General features: G+C 47.9%; 17 protein-coding genes. 8 read left to right on the forward strand and 9 right to left on the reverse strand.

What is annotated here, in order from left to right:
- Positions 1–5 precede the first annotated feature (5 nt).
- The 4 genes from RQP52_RS21090 to RQP52_RS21105 form a co-directional block, all read right to left on the reverse strand.
- The gene (locus RQP52_RS21090; RefSeq protein ID WP_315953682.1) at positions 6–608 is read right to left on the reverse strand and encodes a hypothetical protein; all 603 of its coding nucleotides are present in this window, start codon (positions 606–608) and stop codon (positions 6–8) included.
- Between the two features lie 119 nt (positions 609–727).
- Positions 728–2,482: a glycosyltransferase gene (locus tag RQP52_RS21095; protein ID WP_315953683.1), complete on the reverse strand. Its 1,755-nt coding sequence runs from the start codon at positions 2,480–2,482 to the stop codon at positions 728–730.
- A 22-nt stretch (positions 2,483–2,504) separates the two neighbouring features.
- A complete protein-coding gene (locus RQP52_RS21100) occupies positions 2,505–3,536 on the reverse strand; it encodes a glycosyltransferase family 4 protein (protein ID WP_315953684.1) in 1,032 nt (343 codons plus the stop codon).
- Between the two features lie 21 nt (positions 3,537–3,557).
- A complete protein-coding gene (locus RQP52_RS21105) occupies positions 3,558–4,319 on the reverse strand; it encodes a sulfotransferase domain-containing protein (protein WP_315953685.1) in 762 nt (253 codons plus the stop codon).
- 201 nt (positions 4,320–4,520) lie between these two features.
- Between RQP52_RS21105 and RQP52_RS21110 the strand changes: the two genes are divergently transcribed.
- From RQP52_RS21110 to RQP52_RS21145, 8 genes are all read left to right on the forward strand, one after another.
- Positions 4,521–4,931, forward strand: coding sequence for a hypothetical protein (locus RQP52_RS21110; protein ID WP_315953686.1), 411 nt, complete (start codon positions 4,521–4,523; stop codon positions 4,929–4,931).
- A gap of 187 nt (positions 4,932–5,118) precedes the next feature.
- Entirely contained in the window at positions 5,119–6,102 is a 984-nt protein-coding gene (locus RQP52_RS21115; protein ID WP_379170974.1) for an SDR family NAD(P)-dependent oxidoreductase, read from the forward strand.
- Positions 6,103–6,115: 13 nt separating this feature from the next.
- The gene (locus RQP52_RS21120) at positions 6,116–6,829 is read left to right on the forward strand and encodes a sugar phosphate nucleotidyltransferase (protein WP_315953688.1); all 714 of its coding nucleotides are present in this window, start codon (positions 6,116–6,118) and stop codon (positions 6,827–6,829) included.
- Between the two features lie 23 nt (positions 6,830–6,852).
- Positions 6,853–7,803, forward strand: a complete 951-nt coding sequence (locus RQP52_RS21125) for a GDP-mannose 4,6-dehydratase (RefSeq protein WP_315953689.1) — start codon at positions 6,853–6,855, stop codon at positions 7,801–7,803.
- A gap of 16 nt (positions 7,804–7,819) precedes the next feature.
- The gene (gene wecB, locus RQP52_RS21130; RefSeq protein ID WP_315953690.1) at positions 7,820–8,914 is read left to right on the forward strand and encodes a non-hydrolyzing UDP-N-acetylglucosamine 2-epimerase; all 1,095 of its coding nucleotides are present in this window, start codon (positions 7,820–7,822) and stop codon (positions 8,912–8,914) included.
- The gene (locus RQP52_RS21135; RefSeq protein WP_315953691.1) at positions 8,904–9,893 is read left to right on the forward strand and encodes a polysaccharide biosynthesis protein; all 990 of its coding nucleotides are present in this window, start codon (positions 8,904–8,906) and stop codon (positions 9,891–9,893) included. The genes wecB and RQP52_RS21135 overlap by 11 nt, the downstream gene beginning before the upstream one ends.
- Entirely contained in the window at positions 9,890–10,726 is an 837-nt protein-coding gene (locus RQP52_RS21140) for an SDR family oxidoreductase (RefSeq protein WP_315953692.1), read from the forward strand. Before RQP52_RS21135 ends, RQP52_RS21140 begins: the two co-directional genes overlap by 4 nt.
- A 79-nt stretch (positions 10,727–10,805) precedes the next feature.
- Positions 10,806–11,855 carry a hypothetical protein gene (locus RQP52_RS21145; RefSeq protein WP_315953693.1) on the forward strand — a complete coding sequence of 350 codons (1,050 nt, stop codon included), beginning with the start codon at positions 10,806–10,808 and terminating at the stop codon, positions 11,853–11,855.
- Positions 11,856–11,875: 20 nt separating this feature from the next.
- Here RQP52_RS21145 and RQP52_RS21150 read toward each other — a convergent pair whose 3' ends face one another.
- The 5 genes from RQP52_RS21150 to RQP52_RS21170 all read right to left on the reverse strand — a co-directional run bounded on the left by RQP52_RS21150 (position 11,876) and on the right by RQP52_RS21170 (position 17,343).
- On the reverse strand, positions 11,876–12,082 hold the full coding sequence (locus tag RQP52_RS21150) for a hypothetical protein (protein ID WP_315953694.1): 207 nt from the start codon (positions 12,080–12,082) through the stop codon (positions 11,876–11,878).
- Positions 12,083–12,093: 11 nt separating this feature from the next.
- Entirely contained in the window at positions 12,094–13,068 is a 975-nt protein-coding gene (locus RQP52_RS21155; RefSeq protein ID WP_315953695.1) for a CotS family spore coat protein, read from the reverse strand.
- 31 nt (positions 13,069–13,099) lie between these two features.
- Positions 13,100–14,149: a CotS family spore coat protein gene (locus tag RQP52_RS21160; RefSeq protein ID WP_315953696.1), complete on the reverse strand. Its 1,050-nt coding sequence runs from the start codon at positions 14,147–14,149 to the stop codon at positions 13,100–13,102.
- 39 nt (positions 14,150–14,188) lie between these two features.
- Positions 14,189–15,343, reverse strand: a complete 1,155-nt coding sequence (locus RQP52_RS21165) for a glycosyltransferase family 4 protein (RefSeq protein ID WP_315953697.1) — start codon at positions 15,341–15,343, stop codon at positions 14,189–14,191.
- A 68-nt stretch (positions 15,344–15,411) separates the two neighbouring features.
- Entirely contained in the window at positions 15,412–17,343 is a 1,932-nt protein-coding gene (locus tag RQP52_RS21170; RefSeq protein WP_315953698.1) for a hypothetical protein, read from the reverse strand.
- Positions 17,344–17,355: the final 12 nt, after the last annotated feature.

The raw sequence follows: 17,355 nt of genomic DNA on the forward strand, positions 1-17,355 counted from the left end.
GTTCGTTATGGAGCCTCAACCGGTGTATAAGGTCTGAAACCGATAATGTGACATATCGAATATATAACAATGTGATCCATCGTATTCCCCGTTGTTGGACGAAGGATTAGGGTCGTTTTCCCAATTTTCTCAACCATTCCGATCCGGTTTGGCGGTTCTCCCCCGGAACCTGCTCCGCTTGATGTGAACAGCTCAATCTCCGTATCCCAATATTGCTCCAATAAGTCTCTCAACTCTTCGTTACAACTCTCATCCGGGTAATCAACCTTAACCTTCACTTCTGTTTTCGGTGTCTCTACTTTGACGTGAACATCGGGTTTAGGAGTCTCTACGTTAACGATAGGAGGCGGGGTTGTGATATGGACTTCCGGGGTTGTAACATGGACTTCCGGGGGATTGGTTTGAACGTTGACTTCCGCTGGAGGGGTCGTAACATGGACAATAGGGGCTTTAGGCTGCTTACATATGACTTTGATCGTTCTTCTGCCTGATCTTTTCTTGCATACATGACATTTATTTTTCTTGCCTCTTTTCCTCGTGCTGCAGTCATTTTTCCTAACAACACGAGTGGTTTTCTTAACCACGTTGTCTTCTGTTATACGGGACATAGGGCACCTCCAAAGTTTTTACATATACTAACAAAAATTGGATTCCATCACACTCCTATACTACTCAGCGGAATAGACCCTCGTCCTAGACTGTCACCTAAAAATATAAATCTGGGTATCTATCGCGATGCTCGAATGTCATATAGCACTCTTTCAAAGGCATCTACGCTGCGCTCCCACGTCCATTTCGAAGCCTCAATTTCCCCGGCAGCCGCCAGTCTTCTGCGCAAATCGGCATCCTCAATCAACCGGCCAACATCGGCCGCCAAGCGGTTCTCATAGCGATAAGACATCAAACCGTTTTGTTCATGCCGGCAGTAATCCATATTTCCCCCATTGTAGGTTGTGACCAAAGCCGCCCCGCAGCGCATAGCCTCCAGACCTGGCAGTGAAGCAGAATCATAGGTAGAAGAGTTCACGAATATATCCGTCTCGTTATAATGATAGGCCATAGCACCATCGTGCCCAGGGGTTAAATAGCGAAAAGTCGGATGATTGGCTTTGATAGCCTGTAAGAGGGGAGAGCTATGAAACTCTTCCGGAGGAGTCATCAGGTTGATACGAACCTGGGGGTACTTGGCCTGCACGATTTCCAGTTGGTTGATCAAATAATCCTGTTCTCTGTGCCAGGAATAGCCGCCCTCCGGCCTCCGCATAATCGCCGATATTTGCAGTTGGGTCTGCGTATCGCGAATATGGTGGTTCCTAAAAGCATTCCCGACACCTACCGGCACAATATGCGCCTGATGACCGTGATTCAGTGTAATAAGCTGCTTTTGCCAATTGGAGAGGACGACAGTGTGCTTCGAAATGTGATACGTAGGGAAAGAGATATGATTTTCCGGGAGAAAGGCAGGTTCATAACATAGGCTTAAGCGGACGTGCACGCCTTTCCCGTTCAAGCTTGCTTGATGGGCTCCGGGTACAATCGTATAGAAATTGGATACAATCACATCCGCTTCGGGATAATCTTTCTCCAGAATCATATAATTCTGTTTGGTACGGATGATTTTGGCATTAATCGTATAGTTTATGGCGCCCTCAGGCGGCATCAGAACGCTGACGTCATGACCTTTAGCCGCAAGCCCATTGACCATTTCTGCCAACATTCTCTGCGCTCCGCCGATGCTGAGTGTAATGATAGGAAAAGTGATCGTCAACCTCTCCTTGGCGATCAAGGCATCCAGCTGTTTCCGGTAGATGGCTTGAATCGACTGGATCTCTTTGACAATTGCGCTTTCATGCTTGCGAGATCCCATTTCGGGGTGCACCCGGTAGCGAACAAGACTTTCATTTAAATAAAAGAAGTGAAACCGCTTCATAACTCGCATCCAAAAATCATAATCCTGCGTATATTTGCGAGTCTCATTAAAGTAACCCGTCTTCTGGAAGACATCCATATGCAGCATCACGGTACAACCGTTGATAATACAGCCTTTTTGCATGGTTTTATAGAATTCCATTTTGGTGGAACAACCAATTCCTGAAGGTCCTCCAAAGATGACCCCCTGCCCATCCATATGAACATAGGAGGTATAGCTGACTTTAGCCCCTTGCTCATGCATAAAAGCCAATTGCCTCGCTACTTTGTTTGGCTCAAACATGTCGTCGGAGCTGAGCCATGCAAAATAGTCGCCTGTGGCGCGCCGGATACCGGCGTTCAGCGCGCTCGCCGTACCTCCGTTTTCTTTCTCCACATAAACAATCCGGTCCATATATGGAACAATTTTCTCCATATGCTGGGTTGAGCCATCATTAACGACGATGATTTCAATATTCGGATAGGTTTGGCTCAGCGCACTTTCAATCGCCGTGCGGACATATGCACAGTTATAAAAAGGAATCACAATGGAGACTTTCGAATTTGCATTCACGGTTGAAACACCTACCTTGTTCTTAGTTCAGCGAGACACGTTCGTTGTAAATTTCCTCCAATGCGTTCACGATATTGCGTTCAAAATGGGCTTTCGTTAATCGTGCCGCACTAGCTTTGCCACCAAGAGCGAGTTTTTCCGCCAACTGGCGATCGGATAACACGGCACAAATGCCCTGTGCCAGTTGCCTAGGATCTCTTGGCTTGGTGACATACGCGCTCTCCATATGCGAGCAGAAGTCCATGACACCGCCTGAATTCGTCGTCACGACAGGCGTGCCGCAGGCCATTGCCTCCAAGGGAGGCAGCGAGAAGGCTTCAAACCAAGATGATGCGACGAAAACGTCGGCTGTCCGGAAGAGCTTCGCCATCTCAAATTCATTTTTGGGATAAAAGATACGTTCCGGAATACCCAGCGTCACGAGTGAGACTGCGCCATCCGGGCAGATCAGATAAACCATATAATCGCCTGCATACTCGTTTTTGATAATTTCCATACAAGCATAGAAATCATCAAATCCTTTTAGCGCATAGTCTCTCCTGTCCCGTGCGATGTACAGAATCACTTTCGTCGTTTTCTTGCTAGGATGCGGGTGAATGCGAGGACCTTGCGGACGAAAAATGCGAGGGTCAATACCAAGAGATACTATAGTGCTGCGCCGCCCTACGTGATCAAATATTTGTTGATCCAACCAACTGGAAATGGAAAGGATCGGGACCTCTTGTGCATAAGTCCATAAAGCTGCCTCGCGGTTAGGCACCCAAAGCGGTTCAAAGCCAAGGCTTAATCTAACCGTTTGCTCTGGCCACGCCTCGAAAGCCGATTGAAATGTGGTATAGAAATTAGGTAAAATAATATCACCATAAGGAATATAGTCTGCTTCCAGCTTCGGAACAATCGTCAGCTTGCAAGGAATGTTATACTTCACGGTTGCCGTCTTGGGGATGACGACCTCAACCTCATGTCCCTTTTTCGTAAGGGCTCCGGCGATATCGACCAATACCTTACAACCGCCACCAATATGCAAATCAGCCGCAGGTATTACGATTTTCATGGTTAACCTCCATTTCTCCGGTTATGACCAAAGCATATCTTTTTCATAGCCGGTTTGTATCAATACATCACCTGCCACACGTTTGAAGGCTGCTATAACCTCTTCGTCAAATTCATTTCTCCAACCGCCTACAACGCCTTTGCGAAAAGTAAACGAGCTGCCGCTATCCATATTCGCTTCCATGCTGCGAACCAACTTCGCGATCGGCATGGGCGGTACGCTCCCCTTCCACAAAAATTCCGCCATCGCTGTAATCGTTCTCCGCCTTGATGCCTTCGAAATCATCAACTCTTCATACGTCGTGATAAAAATACCCGGCACGGACAACCAGCCCTGAAATACTCCGAACCAGTTTTTAATATTCGGGTAGTCATCCAGCCCATTAATCAGGAGTAAATAACGTTCCTTCTGAGTTGGCAGGGCGACTAGCTCCTTATAAATGGGATAATCCGGGAGCTTCTCGATAATGTAATACGTCAGGGACACAAGCACATCTCGCAAATCCCTGATCATAAAGATGGTTTTAATACCAGGTCGGACAAGGAGTTTGGCCCATTCGGGGGAGTAGTATACATGTCCCATATAAACATCATTCGGGACTGCCTTGTTCAGGATTGAAGCTTGTAATGGCAAATCCTTAACCAGGCCTTCATAAAAGACATAGTCGTTCATTACCGAACCGGGAATGCCTAACAAAAGCTGATTCAGAAGGTTTGTTCCACTTTTGGGAACCGTATTTAAAAAAATAACGGGCCGAAGCTGATAAGCTCTGCGTGCATCCATGATCGGCAGCACCTCCCAATATTTGTTTAATTATTTAGATTTAGCGTATGTGTCACAGCACCAACTTGACCTGTTAATGCGTCTATATCCCTTAACAAAGTTAGAACAGTCAAAGATTTTACCATTAAAATGGAAAACACAAACTCCCATCCAAGCAAATTCTATTAAATTTAATAGAATATAGGAAAGGAGGTGATTTTTATGTCAAACATTGTTAGCATCGGGACAAGCGTTCCCGGATCATCTAGCGGCTCTCTCAATCGTGTTGTCTCCACGACGCCCATCACACTCGCAGAATTCGGATTAGCCATTCCACAAGGACCCAACAGAGTTCTTCTAACAGCTACCGTTGGTGTCTCCTCCACTCTTCTTGCTCCTGTGCTCCTATTTAACGTGTTACGTGGCAACGCCGTCATTTTCTCCGCCCGACAAGAAGCCCTTCTGTCCACTGGGCAAGAACTAACGGTCTCCTTCCAGGCCATCGATTCCAATGTGCCAGCTACTTCGAACCAAGGCTACTCCTTCACTGTACAATTGGAACCAGGATTATTAACTGGGGCAACGGTTACAGGTCCAGTCACACTCTCCGGTATTTCATATACGTATGGCTAACGGAGTTTTTTGAATAAAACAGACTGCCCCAAAAGATCTTCCATGATCCTCTGGGGCGGTCTTTTCGCCATACCCGTTTTTACCTATTTTTTCCTAATCCTCTTTTCGAGTGGGGGATAGTCCACTACATCCATAGACAAAGGGAATAGACTGTAACCATATGTTGGAAGGAGTGATCTCATACATGATGAGAGGGAAGCAAGTGCTGGTAACAGGTGCCGCCGGCTTTATCGGCAGTCATCTCGTACATCAGCTAGTTGCGGAAGGTGCGAAGGTCAGAGCCTTTATTCGATATAACTCCACGAATTCACGCGGTTTTCTCGATCAACTGCCCCGTGACATACAGAAGGAAATTGACGTCGTTAAAGGAGATTTGCGTGATCCTCATGGCGTCTATCGTGCCGTGAAAGGCATGGATACCATTTTTCATTTAGGAGCGCTGATCGCTATTCCTTATTCTTATCAACATCCAACGGATGTTGTGCAAGCAAACGTCATTGGCACCCTAAATATTGCGCAAGCCGCCTTGGATTTAGGGACAGCGAAACTGATTCACACCTCTACCAGCGAAGTGTACGGAAGCGCACGTTATGTGCCTATGGATGAAACGCATCCGCTGCAAGGCCAATCCCCCTACTCCGCAAGTAAGATCGGCGCTGATAAGATCATTGAAAGCTTTTATTGCTCGTATTCGCTGCCTGTCGTAACGGTCAGACCCTTCAATGCCTACGGTCCGCGACAGTCCATGCGAGCAGTCATTCCTACCATTATTAATCAAGCGCTGCATCAACCCGAAATTGTCCTCGGCAATCTCAGTGCGACCCGTGATTTTACTTTTGTAGAAGATACCGCCAGAGCTTTTATATGTGCGGCCAGCCATGATGCCGCGATTGGGCAGACGATAAACGCCGGATCGGGGGCGGAAATCTCCATTGGCGAGCTTGCTCAGACCATCAAGCAAATTATTGGAAAAGATCTGCCTGTCCGTATCGCCAGCGAACGGGTACGGCCGGAAAAAAGTGAAGTGGACCGCCTCTTCTCGGACAGCAGCAAAGCCGCAGCTTTGATGGGATGGAAGCCAACCGTTCCTCTGGTGCAAGGTTTGACTCGGACAATTGAGTGGATGAACGACCATCCCGAGCTGTACCGGCCTAATGAATATGTCGTATAAGGAGTTGGTTTCTGTGGAAGTCGTTATCATGACGGGCGGCAAGGGGATGCGCATGGCGCCTTATACCAAGGTGCTTCCCAAAGGGTTGTTGCCCGTTGGCGAACAACCCATACTGGAGATTATCGTGAAACAGCTCCGTAATTATGGGTTTACCTCCATCACCATGGCATGCGGCTACTTGTCGGGGCTTATACAAACCTATTTTGGAGATGGGAGCTCTCGGGGTGTCTCCATCTCTTATTATGTAGAAAATGAGCCCCTGGGCACTGTGGGACCAATTAAACTCATAAGCCGCAGGCCCGGTCCCTTCTTGTTAATTAATTGTGATGTCTTAACCACCTTAGATTTCTCCCGCTTTAGAGATTTCCATATCCAAGGCGGCAGTATACTTACTATCGCTTCACAGAAAAAAGGGATTCCAATTGAGCTTGGGGTCCTTGAAACACAGGATGAATTCGTTACTGACTTCGTAGAGAAACCTACCCGATCGGCCTATGTCAGCATGGGCATCTATATGATGAATCCGGAAGTAGCCGATTATATCCCTTCCCATCAATATTTCGACATTCCTGATTTGATTCATGCCCTGCTAGCCGCAGATGAGAAAGTCCGCCATTATGAAAACAATGACTTCTGGCTCGATATCGGCCGCCCGGTGGATTATACCTTGGCCAATGAGCAATTCGGCAAACTCAAATCTCTCTTGCTTCCCGGTGAACCGGTATGACGAGCACGACGAGGATGACGAGGATGGCGAATCCTCCACTCGTACTCCTCACGGGGATTAACGGGTTCGTCGGGCAGCACATGGCAGCCTATCTCTTGCGTCAAAACATGAACCTGCTTGGGATTGGACGCAGGTCCAGCTGCCTTATGAAACATCCCAATCTACACTATATTTCAGGTGATATCACGCAGAGCGCTATCCTTACACAGCTCCTTCAGGAGCATCCGATTACACATATCGTCCACTTGGCCGGAGCTAACGATGTTAGTGCATCTTATGCGAATCCCGTTCAAGTCCTGCATACGAACGCGTGGTGTACGTTGCACATGCTAGAAGCTGTAAGAGCTGCGGCAGCAAACAGAATTCTAGGGTTTCTAGCCATAGGAACCGCTTATGAATATGATTTTCAAACAATGCCTGTAAATGAAACCTCGCCTATTCTGCCTGTCAGCCCCTATGCATGGAGCAAGCAGATCATGACTTCATTCATGCAAATGTATGGCAGCGTATATGCGGTTCCAACGTTCATAGCCAGAACTTTCAATTTGATTGGCCCAGGAAACGCGACCGGCGTATGCGCTCTGCTCGCTAAGCAAGTCGCGATGATGGAAAAAGGCCATCTCCCTCCTAAGCTCGTTATGGGCAACACGGCTGTACAGCGCGACTTTCTCGACGTACGCGATGCTGTTATCGCCTACGGCTCACTCATGCAGCTAACCGCAGCACCTTTTGGCCATGTATTTAATGTATGCAGTGGCACAGCCTCACCGATCAGCGCCATCGTTGACCTGCTGCAGCACTATGCGGCCATCCCTTTCGAGGTCGCCGTTGACGAGCGTTTGATTCGCCCTAACGAAGCTCCCCTCGTTCAAGGGGACAACGCCAAGCTTCGCGCAGCAACCGGGTGGGCACCCACCTTTTCACTCGCCCAATCGGTATCCGATACGCTGGATTACTATCGAAGCCTCTTATGAAAAGGAGATTTACGCGATGAAGATCATGACCGTCCTAGGAACACGACCCGAAATTATCCGGTTAAGCTTAGTGATCGCCAAACTGGATCTCCTTGCAGATTCACATCTCCTCGTGCATTCCGGACAAAATTATGACCGCACGCTTAGCGACGTCTTTTTCGAGCAAATGGGCATTCGGCTCCCGGACGTTCATGTTCGGCTCCAAGCGCAAACCGTTGGCGAGCAAATTGCAAAAATGTTCGTCGAAGTTGAGAAAGTGCTGCTGAAGGAGAAACCGGATCGCATGCTCGTGCTTGGCGATACCAACAGCGCGCTCACCGCCCTCATAGGCGAGCGGCACGGCGTTCCCGTCTATCACATGGAAGCTGGAAATCGCTGCTACGATACCCGCGTTCCTGAAGAGATTAATAGAAAAGCAATAGACGCCATCTCTACCTGCAATATGCCTTATACCCCCGGCGCGCGCGAGAACTTGCTGCGGGACGGTGTTCCTTCTCAGCGAATTTGGATGACGGGGAATCCGATTTATGAGGTGATGGAGCATTATAAAGGGCAGGCGGATGCGAGTCGTATTTTAGAGGAACTAGGCCTATCGGATAAAGGATATATCCTCGTTACCGCCCACCGGGCCGAGAACGTCGATAATGAAGCCCGGCTGCGGCAAATTATCGAAGGCCTGCAGCTTGTAGCCGAAGATACACAGCTCCCTATCATCTGCAGTACCCATCCCCGGACGAAGGACCGCCTCGATAAGCTTGGGGTTATGGCTTCACACCCGCTCATTCGCTTTCTTCCGCCCTTTGGATTTTTCGACTTTCTGAAGCTGCAAAAACATGCCGCCTGCGTAATTACGGATAGCGGCACGGTGCAGGAAGAGAGCTGTATCCTGGGCGTACCGGCCGTCACCATTCGCCAAAGCACCGAGCGGCCGGAAACCTTGCTTTGCGGCAGCAATTTACTTTCCGGTCTTGTGCCTGAGCGAATCGCCGCCAGCGTCAAGTTGATGATGCAGCCTCATCATACATGGCAGTGTCCGGATGGCTATCTGGACCCGAATGTATCGAGTAAGGTTGTCAATATTGTACTAGGAGGACAGAGCTATGTTTCATAATCAAACGATCCTCATCACAGGAGGAACCGGATCTTGGGGGCAGGAGCTTACCCGCAGCCTCCTGCAGGAGGGACCTAAGGAAATTCGCATTTTCTCCCGCAACGAATTCTCACAAGTGAAGATGCAGCGTGACTTCGCTTTCCATCCTTCTCTCACTTTTATGATCGGTGATGTCCGGGATCAGGAAGCTGTCGAGGACGCCTGCCGGAACGTCGATTATGTCTTTCACTTGGCTGCTCTCAAACACGTGCCGATCTGTGAAGCCCAACCGGATGAAGCGTTGAAAACGAATGTCAAAGGAACTGAAAATGTCATCCGAGGCAGTATTCGGGGCGGCGTCAAAAAAGTCATCGACGTCTCCACCGATAAAGCCGTGGATCCGATCAATTTTTACGGGATGACCAAAGCTTTGGGAGAGAAGCTCATGGTTCGGGCAAATGATCTCAGCTCTACAACCCAGTTTGTGTGTATTCGAGGCGGCAATGTGCTTGGTACCAACGGCAGCGTCGTTCCTTTCTTTAAAAACCGCATTTTGCAAGGAGAAGCTCTCCCCCTTACGCACAAGGATATGACTCGTTTCTTCCTAACGCTTCCTGAAGCAATTGAACTGCTGTTAAGTGCGGCCAAAGCGGCTGTAGGCGGAGAAACCTTTGTGATGAAAATGAATGCCTGCCTCATTCTTGATTTGGCTGAAGTCCTTATGGAGCAATTGACAGACCAACCACTGTCCTTAATGGATGTCGGTATCCGTCCCGGGGAGAAGCTGCATGAAGTGCTTATTTCCTCTCACGAAATTCCTTTTACCTACCAATACAATGAGAAATACTTTGTCATCCTCCCTGCGAATGCGACGCCCTCCCTATATGACCATTACAGTCATTTACCGAAATCAACCTTCGCCCAGTACGCCTCCAACGATTCGCTCATGACATCCGAAGAGATCTTACAGATGCTGCTTAAAGGAGGATTTCTTCCTTGAAACTACTCATTATCGGCGGTCGGGGCATGGCCGGACACATGTTGAAGAGCTATTTTACCCGTCAGCATAAGGGTGACGTATGGACGACCGTGCGATCCGCCGATCCGGCGGACCCCCGGGCTGTAGCGCTGGACGTCAGAAACGATGAGCACTTGCGGCATCTGCTGAAACAAATCCAACCGGATGCTGTCATCAACGCTGTCGGCTTGCTGAATGAAGAGGCTAGAAGGCGGCAGGCTGAAGCCATTTATGTCAACAGCTTGTTTCCCCACAGGCTGGCTGAATTTGCGGAGCATTATGGCTTCCGCCTGTTTCACATCAGCACGGATTGCGTGTTCTCAGGTTCTCGCGGGGATTACACAGAATCTGATCTCACGGATGCCCTATCGGTTTATGGCAAAAGCAAAAGCCTGGGCGAGGTCATCGGACCCAACGTGTTGACGATCCGCACTTCGATTATCGGGCCTGAGTTAAAACAAAACGGCATTGGGCTCTTTCACTGGTTTATGCAGCAGAAAGGCGACATTCAGGGCTATCGCAAGGTGTTCTGGAACGGCGTTACGACGTTGGAATTGGCCAAAGCAATCGACTGGTGCTTCCAGCATCCTATTGATGGGCTTGTACACCTTGCCGGCCAGCCAAAGCTCTCCAAATATGACTTGCTGAAGCTGATTCAGCAGCAGTTCCATCATGATGCCGTCACCATTCACGCTAACGATGAATTCCTATCCGACAAGAGCTTGATCTCCACAAGAGCTGACTTCAACTATCCGGTTTCTTCTTATCCACAAATGATTGCTGACTTGCATGCATGGATGGAACACGCTGACTAGCTTTTCACACTTTGCCAGCTCCAGAATATGATAAATACAGCGCAGCAGCTAAACAAATCATAAGGTGGTGAGTGCCGCAATGGATATGACCCCTACTCATATAAATGAACTGATCCAAAAAAAATTGGTCATTATCGTAATCGCTCACGAAAACGAACAGGTATTGGCGGCACAGGTCGAAAATATTCATTTTTTCAATCCTGAAGCCGGCATTATTCTCTACAACGGCGGACCCAATCCCGATTTTGGAAAAAACGTGAACATCTGGTCCTTTCCGCACAGCCATCCCTTAAAAGCTGGCATTATCGCGCCGGGTATGTGGGAGATCATGAAATGGCTGGAGGAAATCGGCGCCGGCTATGAATATCTTATGTCGCTGGATCATGATGTTTTATTTGTGAAACACGGCTTCCAGCCCTTCTTGGATGAGGTGATGGCCGAGTCCGACAGCATGGGCTGGAGACTTGAAAACAATCGGGATCACGACTTCTCCCTTCCTGTACAAAACATGATGAACGAATGGCATTTATGGCAGCCGGTCTTCCGGACAGACGGCTTTCTGACCTACTTTAACCCCGGTCAAGTCTACAGGCATGATATCGTCAGACGTATGCTTGCACATGTCGACCATGCCGCCGTAGATCACCTGTTCGGTATAACGGAGGCCGCTGCTTTAGAAGAAGTATTTTTTGTCACACTGGCTATGGCCTGCGGCGGAAGGGTCCGGGAATACCCTGAGGGAGCCAAGTATAATGACATGGTCCGCTGGGGCGAAAACATCACCTATGAAAGTGTGCAGCAGCATCGAGATCATCCTTACTACTATTGGATTCATCCGATAAAAGGGGATAAACTGCTGGAGATGAATCAACTTTTGCTGCCCAAACCGGAACCGATTGCCAGTGCCTTGCCCGCTCCTCGCCCTGCCGTTCTAAGAAGAAAAAGAATCAGACGCAAGAGACTTCTGAAGAGAGCACTTCCTCGAAGACGCATCAAACGGCGTAAGTTCAAGTTCGGACTACGCAGCCGAAAAAGAACGATAAAGAAGCTTGCCAAAAAGCCGCTGCGTCCCCAATCAGCGACGAAGAAAAAAGCGGCCAAAACGAAAAAGAGGACGAAGCTGGGATAATCCCCACTCCGTCCTCTTATCTATTTGTCCACCCATTCAATCCCGATTGTCAATTTATTTGCACCCAAATCGCTCTTATGACTCACTTTAAATTCCATATCAACATTCGGCAAGGTGATTTGTTTACCTCGAATAACGAGATTATCTGCTGTTATTTGATCCGCAATTTTTCTTAGCAGTTCAGCAAACTGCAAGCCCCGGCCGACAAATTCCTCTTCTGACCTCATATTGATCCCCCTTAAAATCCCTTGATGAGTTTCTTAAGAACAGGCAGCTTCTCCATTTCAAATAACACAATCTTGTTCAGCTTTTTCTCGTCTCCTGGTTCGCCTTTTTTGAAAGGCGTTTTGACATAGCCGTAATGCTTATGCGGAAACAGCAAATCAATATAAAGCACCTGCATTTGCTCAGGCGTGAATGGAAGAACAGCTTCATAATAGCTCATGCACCGTTTCAGCTCATCGGCATCCCAGCGTCCCAGCTCTTCCATGCGTTTGGTCAGGAGCTTCCGGATATCACGCAATGGAATGTCATACGTCAGATTATCCAAGTCCAGCACACACACGCCTCGATCCGTTTGGATCGCGTTGCCCTTGCCGTAATCCTGGTGGCACATGTAACCGTGTTTGCCGATGTCAGCCACCCAGTCCGCATAGCAGGACGCTTCCAGCAGCTTGATGGCATGGCTTGCCATCTGAATCATCGCATCGCCAGTCTTCATATAGGACTGATGAAAAAGCGTTTTTCCTTGCTTGGCTTGTTCTTTCCACTGCTTGAGCTCTTCGCACATCCCGCTAAAATGACTCGGCCATACCCCCATCCGGTTATAGACCTCACAGTCATCAGGAGGGATAAATCCTACGGTATCCTTATGGAATTGAGCGAGACCCTTTAACCCCGTATAGAGATGCTCAGGAACCCGATCCATTTCCAAGTCGCTTCCCTCAACCCAAGCATAGAGAACCAACGCATAACCTTCATGGACAAAATAAAGCTGGCCATCCTTCGTTGGAATAATCCCTGCAACATGGGCTCCTTTTTGGTAAAGATACGCCTGAGCTGCTGTCGTGAATTTGACGATCGGAATGGACTTTCGTATCCGCTTCAGGCAAACCGTTCCTACAGATGTCTCCAGCTTCCAAATCGTTTTGATGCCTCCGCTTTGAATAACCTGGATGTTTTTTATGGCTATCTGTGGATAACTTTGTGCCATGAGACGTTTCCCCAAATGGAGTTCTTCCTGACTAGGAATCACGTTTAACCACCTCATCCAGACGTGCGAGGAACGATTTCAGAACCGCATTTTTGCTCAGCTCGGTACTGATCATATCTTTCAAACGGACGATATGTTTGTCAACCGTCCATTGGTCCTCGCGATTTTCATAATATTTGGACACTTGTCCGTAAAATAAATGGGGAAACTGAATATCTGCTGCCAGAATCAGATATTGTTCTTTCGTTAAAGGATTGACTTGCTGGTAAAACTTCATCATTTTGAGCATCATCGGGAGGTTCCAGTTGGCATCTTTCTTCATGACCTTGTTTAATATTTTCCTCATATCGCGAACAGGCAGATCTACCGTCAAGGAATCCATGTCGTAGACATAAAGTTTACCATCTTTGCCTACAACCAAATTACCCGCTGCAAAGTCTTGATGGCACAATGTTTTGGTCCTCTCCGTTTCCTTCACCCACTGTTCGAAATACGGCTGATTCAACGTCGTAAGCGCTGCTTGCGCTTGCTGCAGGAAGGTATCCACATTCGCTAGAAAGACACGGTCAAACTCATTTTTATTTTTAACCTGCTGGCGCTGCTCTTTCCAGGCTTTCAGGCGTTCCATTCTTGTCTGCAAATCCGACTTCCATTTCGTCAACAGGTAGGAAGGGTAGAAACCATTGGGAGATTCGATCCCTCTTGATGCTTTATGAAAGGCTGCCATTCCTTTTAGCATGAGCGCTAAATCACCATCATTGTTATATTCCGGTGAGCGTCCGTATACGGTTTCAAAAACGACGAAATATTCCCCATTTAACTTCACATAACCTTCGCCAGAACTGGTTTTGAGCACACCAGGCGTGTTAACGCCATTATTTTTGAGATAGGCAATGGCATGGAGCATGAAATCAATATGGGTTTCATCGAATGGAACCTTTTTCATAATCCATTCACCCATGTCGGTTTGGATGGACCAGACTGCTTTTTTCCCTTTAAAGGATAAGAGATAAATATTTTTCACTTTCAAAGGATAATGCGTCATAACCTTCTTCACTACATCCGAAAAAGTAGTATCCATGCTGACACCTCCGTAGATGTATGGCCTCAAGCTTTAAGCTCATTTGCTTTTATCTGGGGCGTATAAGTTTTCAAGCCGCTTAGCCGCATGCTCGAAGCCAAAGTTGCTCTCTACAACCGCTCTGCCTGCTTTTCCTAAACGCAGCGCTTCGTCAGGATTAGATAGCAGAAACGTAATCGCCTTTTCGAATGCCCCAGGATTGCTGTAATCTTCGATCACAATACCATTAGCATTGGGTTTGATAATTTCTGCATTCCCTCCGCGATTGGTTGTAATGATCGGAAGTCCCGCGCCCATCGCTTCAAAATGAACTCTCGCCAGAGGCTCCTGCCACTGGGAAGAACAAACGAAAATATCTCCTAGCAAATAGTGGACGGGAATCTCGCTTGGTGGAACAAAACCTGTAAAGATAACACGGTCCCCAAGCGATTTGGCCAGTTGGCGAAGGCTTGCTCCGTATTCATCCAACTGCTCATTATGGAACCATTTACTTCCGATGATAACAAGCACGACATCTTTCCGGATGCTGCTTACCTGCTCAACAGCTTTGATTAGCACGTCGGGACCTTTCGTTTTGCTTAATCGCCCTACGAATAGAATGACCTTTTTATTGTCTACGCCATACTTTTGGCGAAGTTCCTTCCGAAGCTCCTGCGCTTCAGGTGTCCAGATCGGTTTATAATGCTGCAAGTTGATTCCTGAGTATACCGTCTTCACTTTTCCCTTGGCTGAAGGGAAACGGCTGATAATCGTTTGGCCGATATAATTGGAAATCGACATAATTTTATGAACCATTTTGATAACGGAACGACCCACTTCCGGTGTGATCTTTCCTTCTCGGAACATCTCATTATGGCAGCTGACGACAAACCGGGCATTCGGCATGGCTGCTTTATACGCAGGCACATTTTTCGGACGGTTAAACACGTGGATCACATCATACTTTTGGTTGCCGGCGCGCTGCCTGGACAGCTCCTTGGCAACGCCGTTCACATAATCCTCGCGCGGAATCCGTATATATTTGACTCCGTCAACCACTTCCCGATTGGGGAGATCGGGGTCCGTAATGCAGAAAATCGTGAGATCATGCCTACTGCCAATATACGGGGTGACGCCATTGATTAAAATTTGAATGGCGCCCCCCCTAATAGGCGGAACGGTAAGCATTTCAGTGCAAATAAATGCAATCTTCATCTTTACCACTCCAATCAGTGATTCTTCGTGGAGGTTTTAATCCTCATGATTACTCCACATGGTTAGATTTACGCGCCCACCTTCTTGCCAAACTTGCTCCATATGGTCGACTGGGGCTTAGCCCAACCTCCTCCTGGAGCCGAAAGTGTCTTCATGCCTACTTTAGGCTGAATACGCTTCTTCCCACTTTGGGGCTTCTTAGGAATGACTGCCTTCACCGGTTTAATTGTTTTAATTGTTTTAACTGTCTTCACTGTCTTCACTGTCTTCACTGTCTTAACCGCTTTAACCGTCTTCACTCTTTTCTTCAGAAGCGGTTTTTTATGGTTAAGCACTCTCTTTCTCTTGCCCACTGCTTTTTTCAACATCTGCTTTTTCCTTGCAAGCAGCCTTTTCTTCAGCACAACGCGTTTCCTTCGTACCAAAGGACGCCTTACTTGCACATCAGGACTCGGCTCCGGTTGCGGCTGTGGCTGTGGCGGATTCGGATCCACATAAGGAATATCCCCGGCCATTAGCTGATTGTGCAGGTGAAGGAGCCGATCTCCTTTGACAGGATGGATCGTATGATACATGTAATGATGCATGGCGGCGTGCGCCTCATTCTGCTCAATTTCATGCTCATGCCGCATCACATTCAATCGCTGGTCCCGTGGAAACTCACGACATTTCCCACCCAATGAGGCAGCGAATGTGACAAAGAAAAACTCTTCCAAGGCCACAACTTGACTCTCGGAGAGCCACTGATCAACCAACGAGACATCCGCTGCTTTCAGCATCTTCTTCACAATGCCACGCCGGTAAACCTGCGTAGGATTAAAGTAGCGGACGAAGTGATCTGTCTGGAACAAGGAGCCCCAACGCCCCCATTCTTCCCACATCGATTGCTTATTCATGTTGTCTGCATCATGTACGCTGCGACAGGTTTGCATATCCCAGCCCATACAATCGTAGCCTCGCATTGTTTGATCCAGATAAGCCTCGAAGCCAGGCTTCACGAAGAGCATATCATCGTCAAGATTCACCAAATATTCGTAGTTCACCTTATGCTCATCAAGCCATTTCATTACGTCCCATAGAAAAGGCGCCAGATGCCCCCAGGTCAAGTGGCGGCTGTACTCGCAGATGGCAGCATTCATGCCTTTCCCGAATTGGCTGTCTTCGCCTCCGTTATACAGGACAATGCCCGCTTCCGGGTTGAATTTACGAATATTTTCAATTTGTGCGGCAAGAACATGCTCATCTTTGTGAGCCAACAGCGCAAACATGACGCGTTTGCCCTTCGGTTTGCCGCCATAATGGGTCATCCGAAAGTTAATAGCTGCATCATATTCGGCTGTAACTCGATACAAATCGTCCCATTGGGAGCCTGAGATATTTTTATAGAGCTCGCCGCCACCGACACGTCTTGTATGTTTGACAGCGACCTCATCGATAATGGCTAATTTTTGATGCGGATACCCCAGGACCTTAGGCCAAACGAAATCGAGGCCCCAGCCCGACTCACTTTTTTCAAACGTAGGCAAAAGCTTTTGGAAAGTTTCTCTCGTGTAGAGTGGAACCATAGGTTCAATAAACTGGGAATATCGTAAATAGTAATTGCTATTTTGCAGCGTGATTCCATGTCCATAGTAGGAGTCTAGTGTTAAACTCGGCTGTGCCAACTCCAGACCCTGCTCCATGAAAATCTTAAACATGCGATTAATGTCATAAGCATTTGCGCTTATATCATCATCCGGCATCCAGATGGCATCATAGTGATAGATTCCATCTCCAAAGGCTTCAATCGTATCCTTCACCGTAGGCCATTTTAACCCTGGGACTTCATGATAGAAGTCACAATCATTCACATACCTTTGTGGCGTACTTCCGAAATAACTAAGACAAAGATCGAAGTTTTTATACTCCGCAGGCTGCAGCCATTGCTGATGGATAGAGGTATCGCCCACTCTGCCGATTACAAGAAACCTCTTGTCACCTTTGACTTCGAATCGCGTCATTTCGCTCGCTCC

It is taken from the genome of Paenibacillus violae (genome assembly GCF_032461945.1).
Classification (GTDB): Bacteria; Bacillota; Bacilli; order Paenibacillales; family NBRC-103111; genus Paenibacillus_E; species Paenibacillus_E violae.

Excerpts from the sequence above, each read along its gene's own strand:
- RQP52_RS21110 (WP_315953686.1), top strand. The coding sequence starts at position 4,521 with ATGTCAAACATTGTTAGCATCGGGACAAGCGTTCCCGGATCATCTAGC.
- RQP52_RS21170 (WP_315953698.1), bottom strand. The coding sequence starts at position 17,343 with ATGACGCGATTCGAAGTCAAAGGTGACAAGAGGTTTCTTGTAATCGGC.
- RQP52_RS21115 (WP_379170974.1), top strand. The coding sequence starts at position 5,119 with ATGAGAGGGAAGCAAGTGCTGGTAACAGGTGCCGCCGGCTTTATCGGC.
- RQP52_RS21145 (WP_315953693.1), top strand. The coding sequence starts at position 10,806 with ATGGATATGACCCCTACTCATATAAATGAACTGATCCAAAAAAAATTG.
- RQP52_RS21155 (WP_315953695.1), bottom strand. The coding sequence starts at position 13,068 with ATGGCACAAAGTTATCCACAGATAGCCATAAAAAACATCCAGGTTATT.
- RQP52_RS21105 (WP_315953685.1), bottom strand. The coding sequence starts at position 4,319 with ATGGATGCACGCAGAGCTTATCAGCTTCGGCCCGTTATTTTTTTAAAT.
- RQP52_RS21135 (WP_315953691.1), top strand. The coding sequence starts at position 8,904 with ATGTTTCATAATCAAACGATCCTCATCACAGGAGGAACCGGATCTTGG.
- RQP52_RS21160 (WP_315953696.1), bottom strand. The coding sequence starts at position 14,149 with ATGGATACTACTTTTTCGGATGTAGTGAAGAAGGTTATGACGCATTAT.
- RQP52_RS21150 (WP_315953694.1), bottom strand. The coding sequence starts at position 12,082 with ATGAGGTCAGAAGAGGAATTTGTCGGCCGGGGCTTGCAGTTTGCTGAA.
- RQP52_RS21165 (WP_315953697.1), bottom strand. The coding sequence starts at position 15,343 with ATGAAGATTGCATTTATTTGCACTGAAATGCTTACCGTTCCGCCTATT.
- RQP52_RS21090 (WP_315953682.1), bottom strand. The coding sequence starts at position 608 with ATGTCCCGTATAACAGAAGACAACGTGGTTAAGAAAACCACTCGTGTT.
- RQP52_RS21125 (WP_315953689.1), top strand. The coding sequence starts at position 6,853 with ATGGCGAATCCTCCACTCGTACTCCTCACGGGGATTAACGGGTTCGTC.
- RQP52_RS21100 (WP_315953684.1), bottom strand. The coding sequence starts at position 3,536 with ATGAAAATCGTAATACCTGCGGCTGATTTGCATATTGGTGGCGGTTGT.
- wecB (WP_315953690.1), top strand. The coding sequence starts at position 7,820 with ATGAAGATCATGACCGTCCTAGGAACACGACCCGAAATTATCCGGTTA.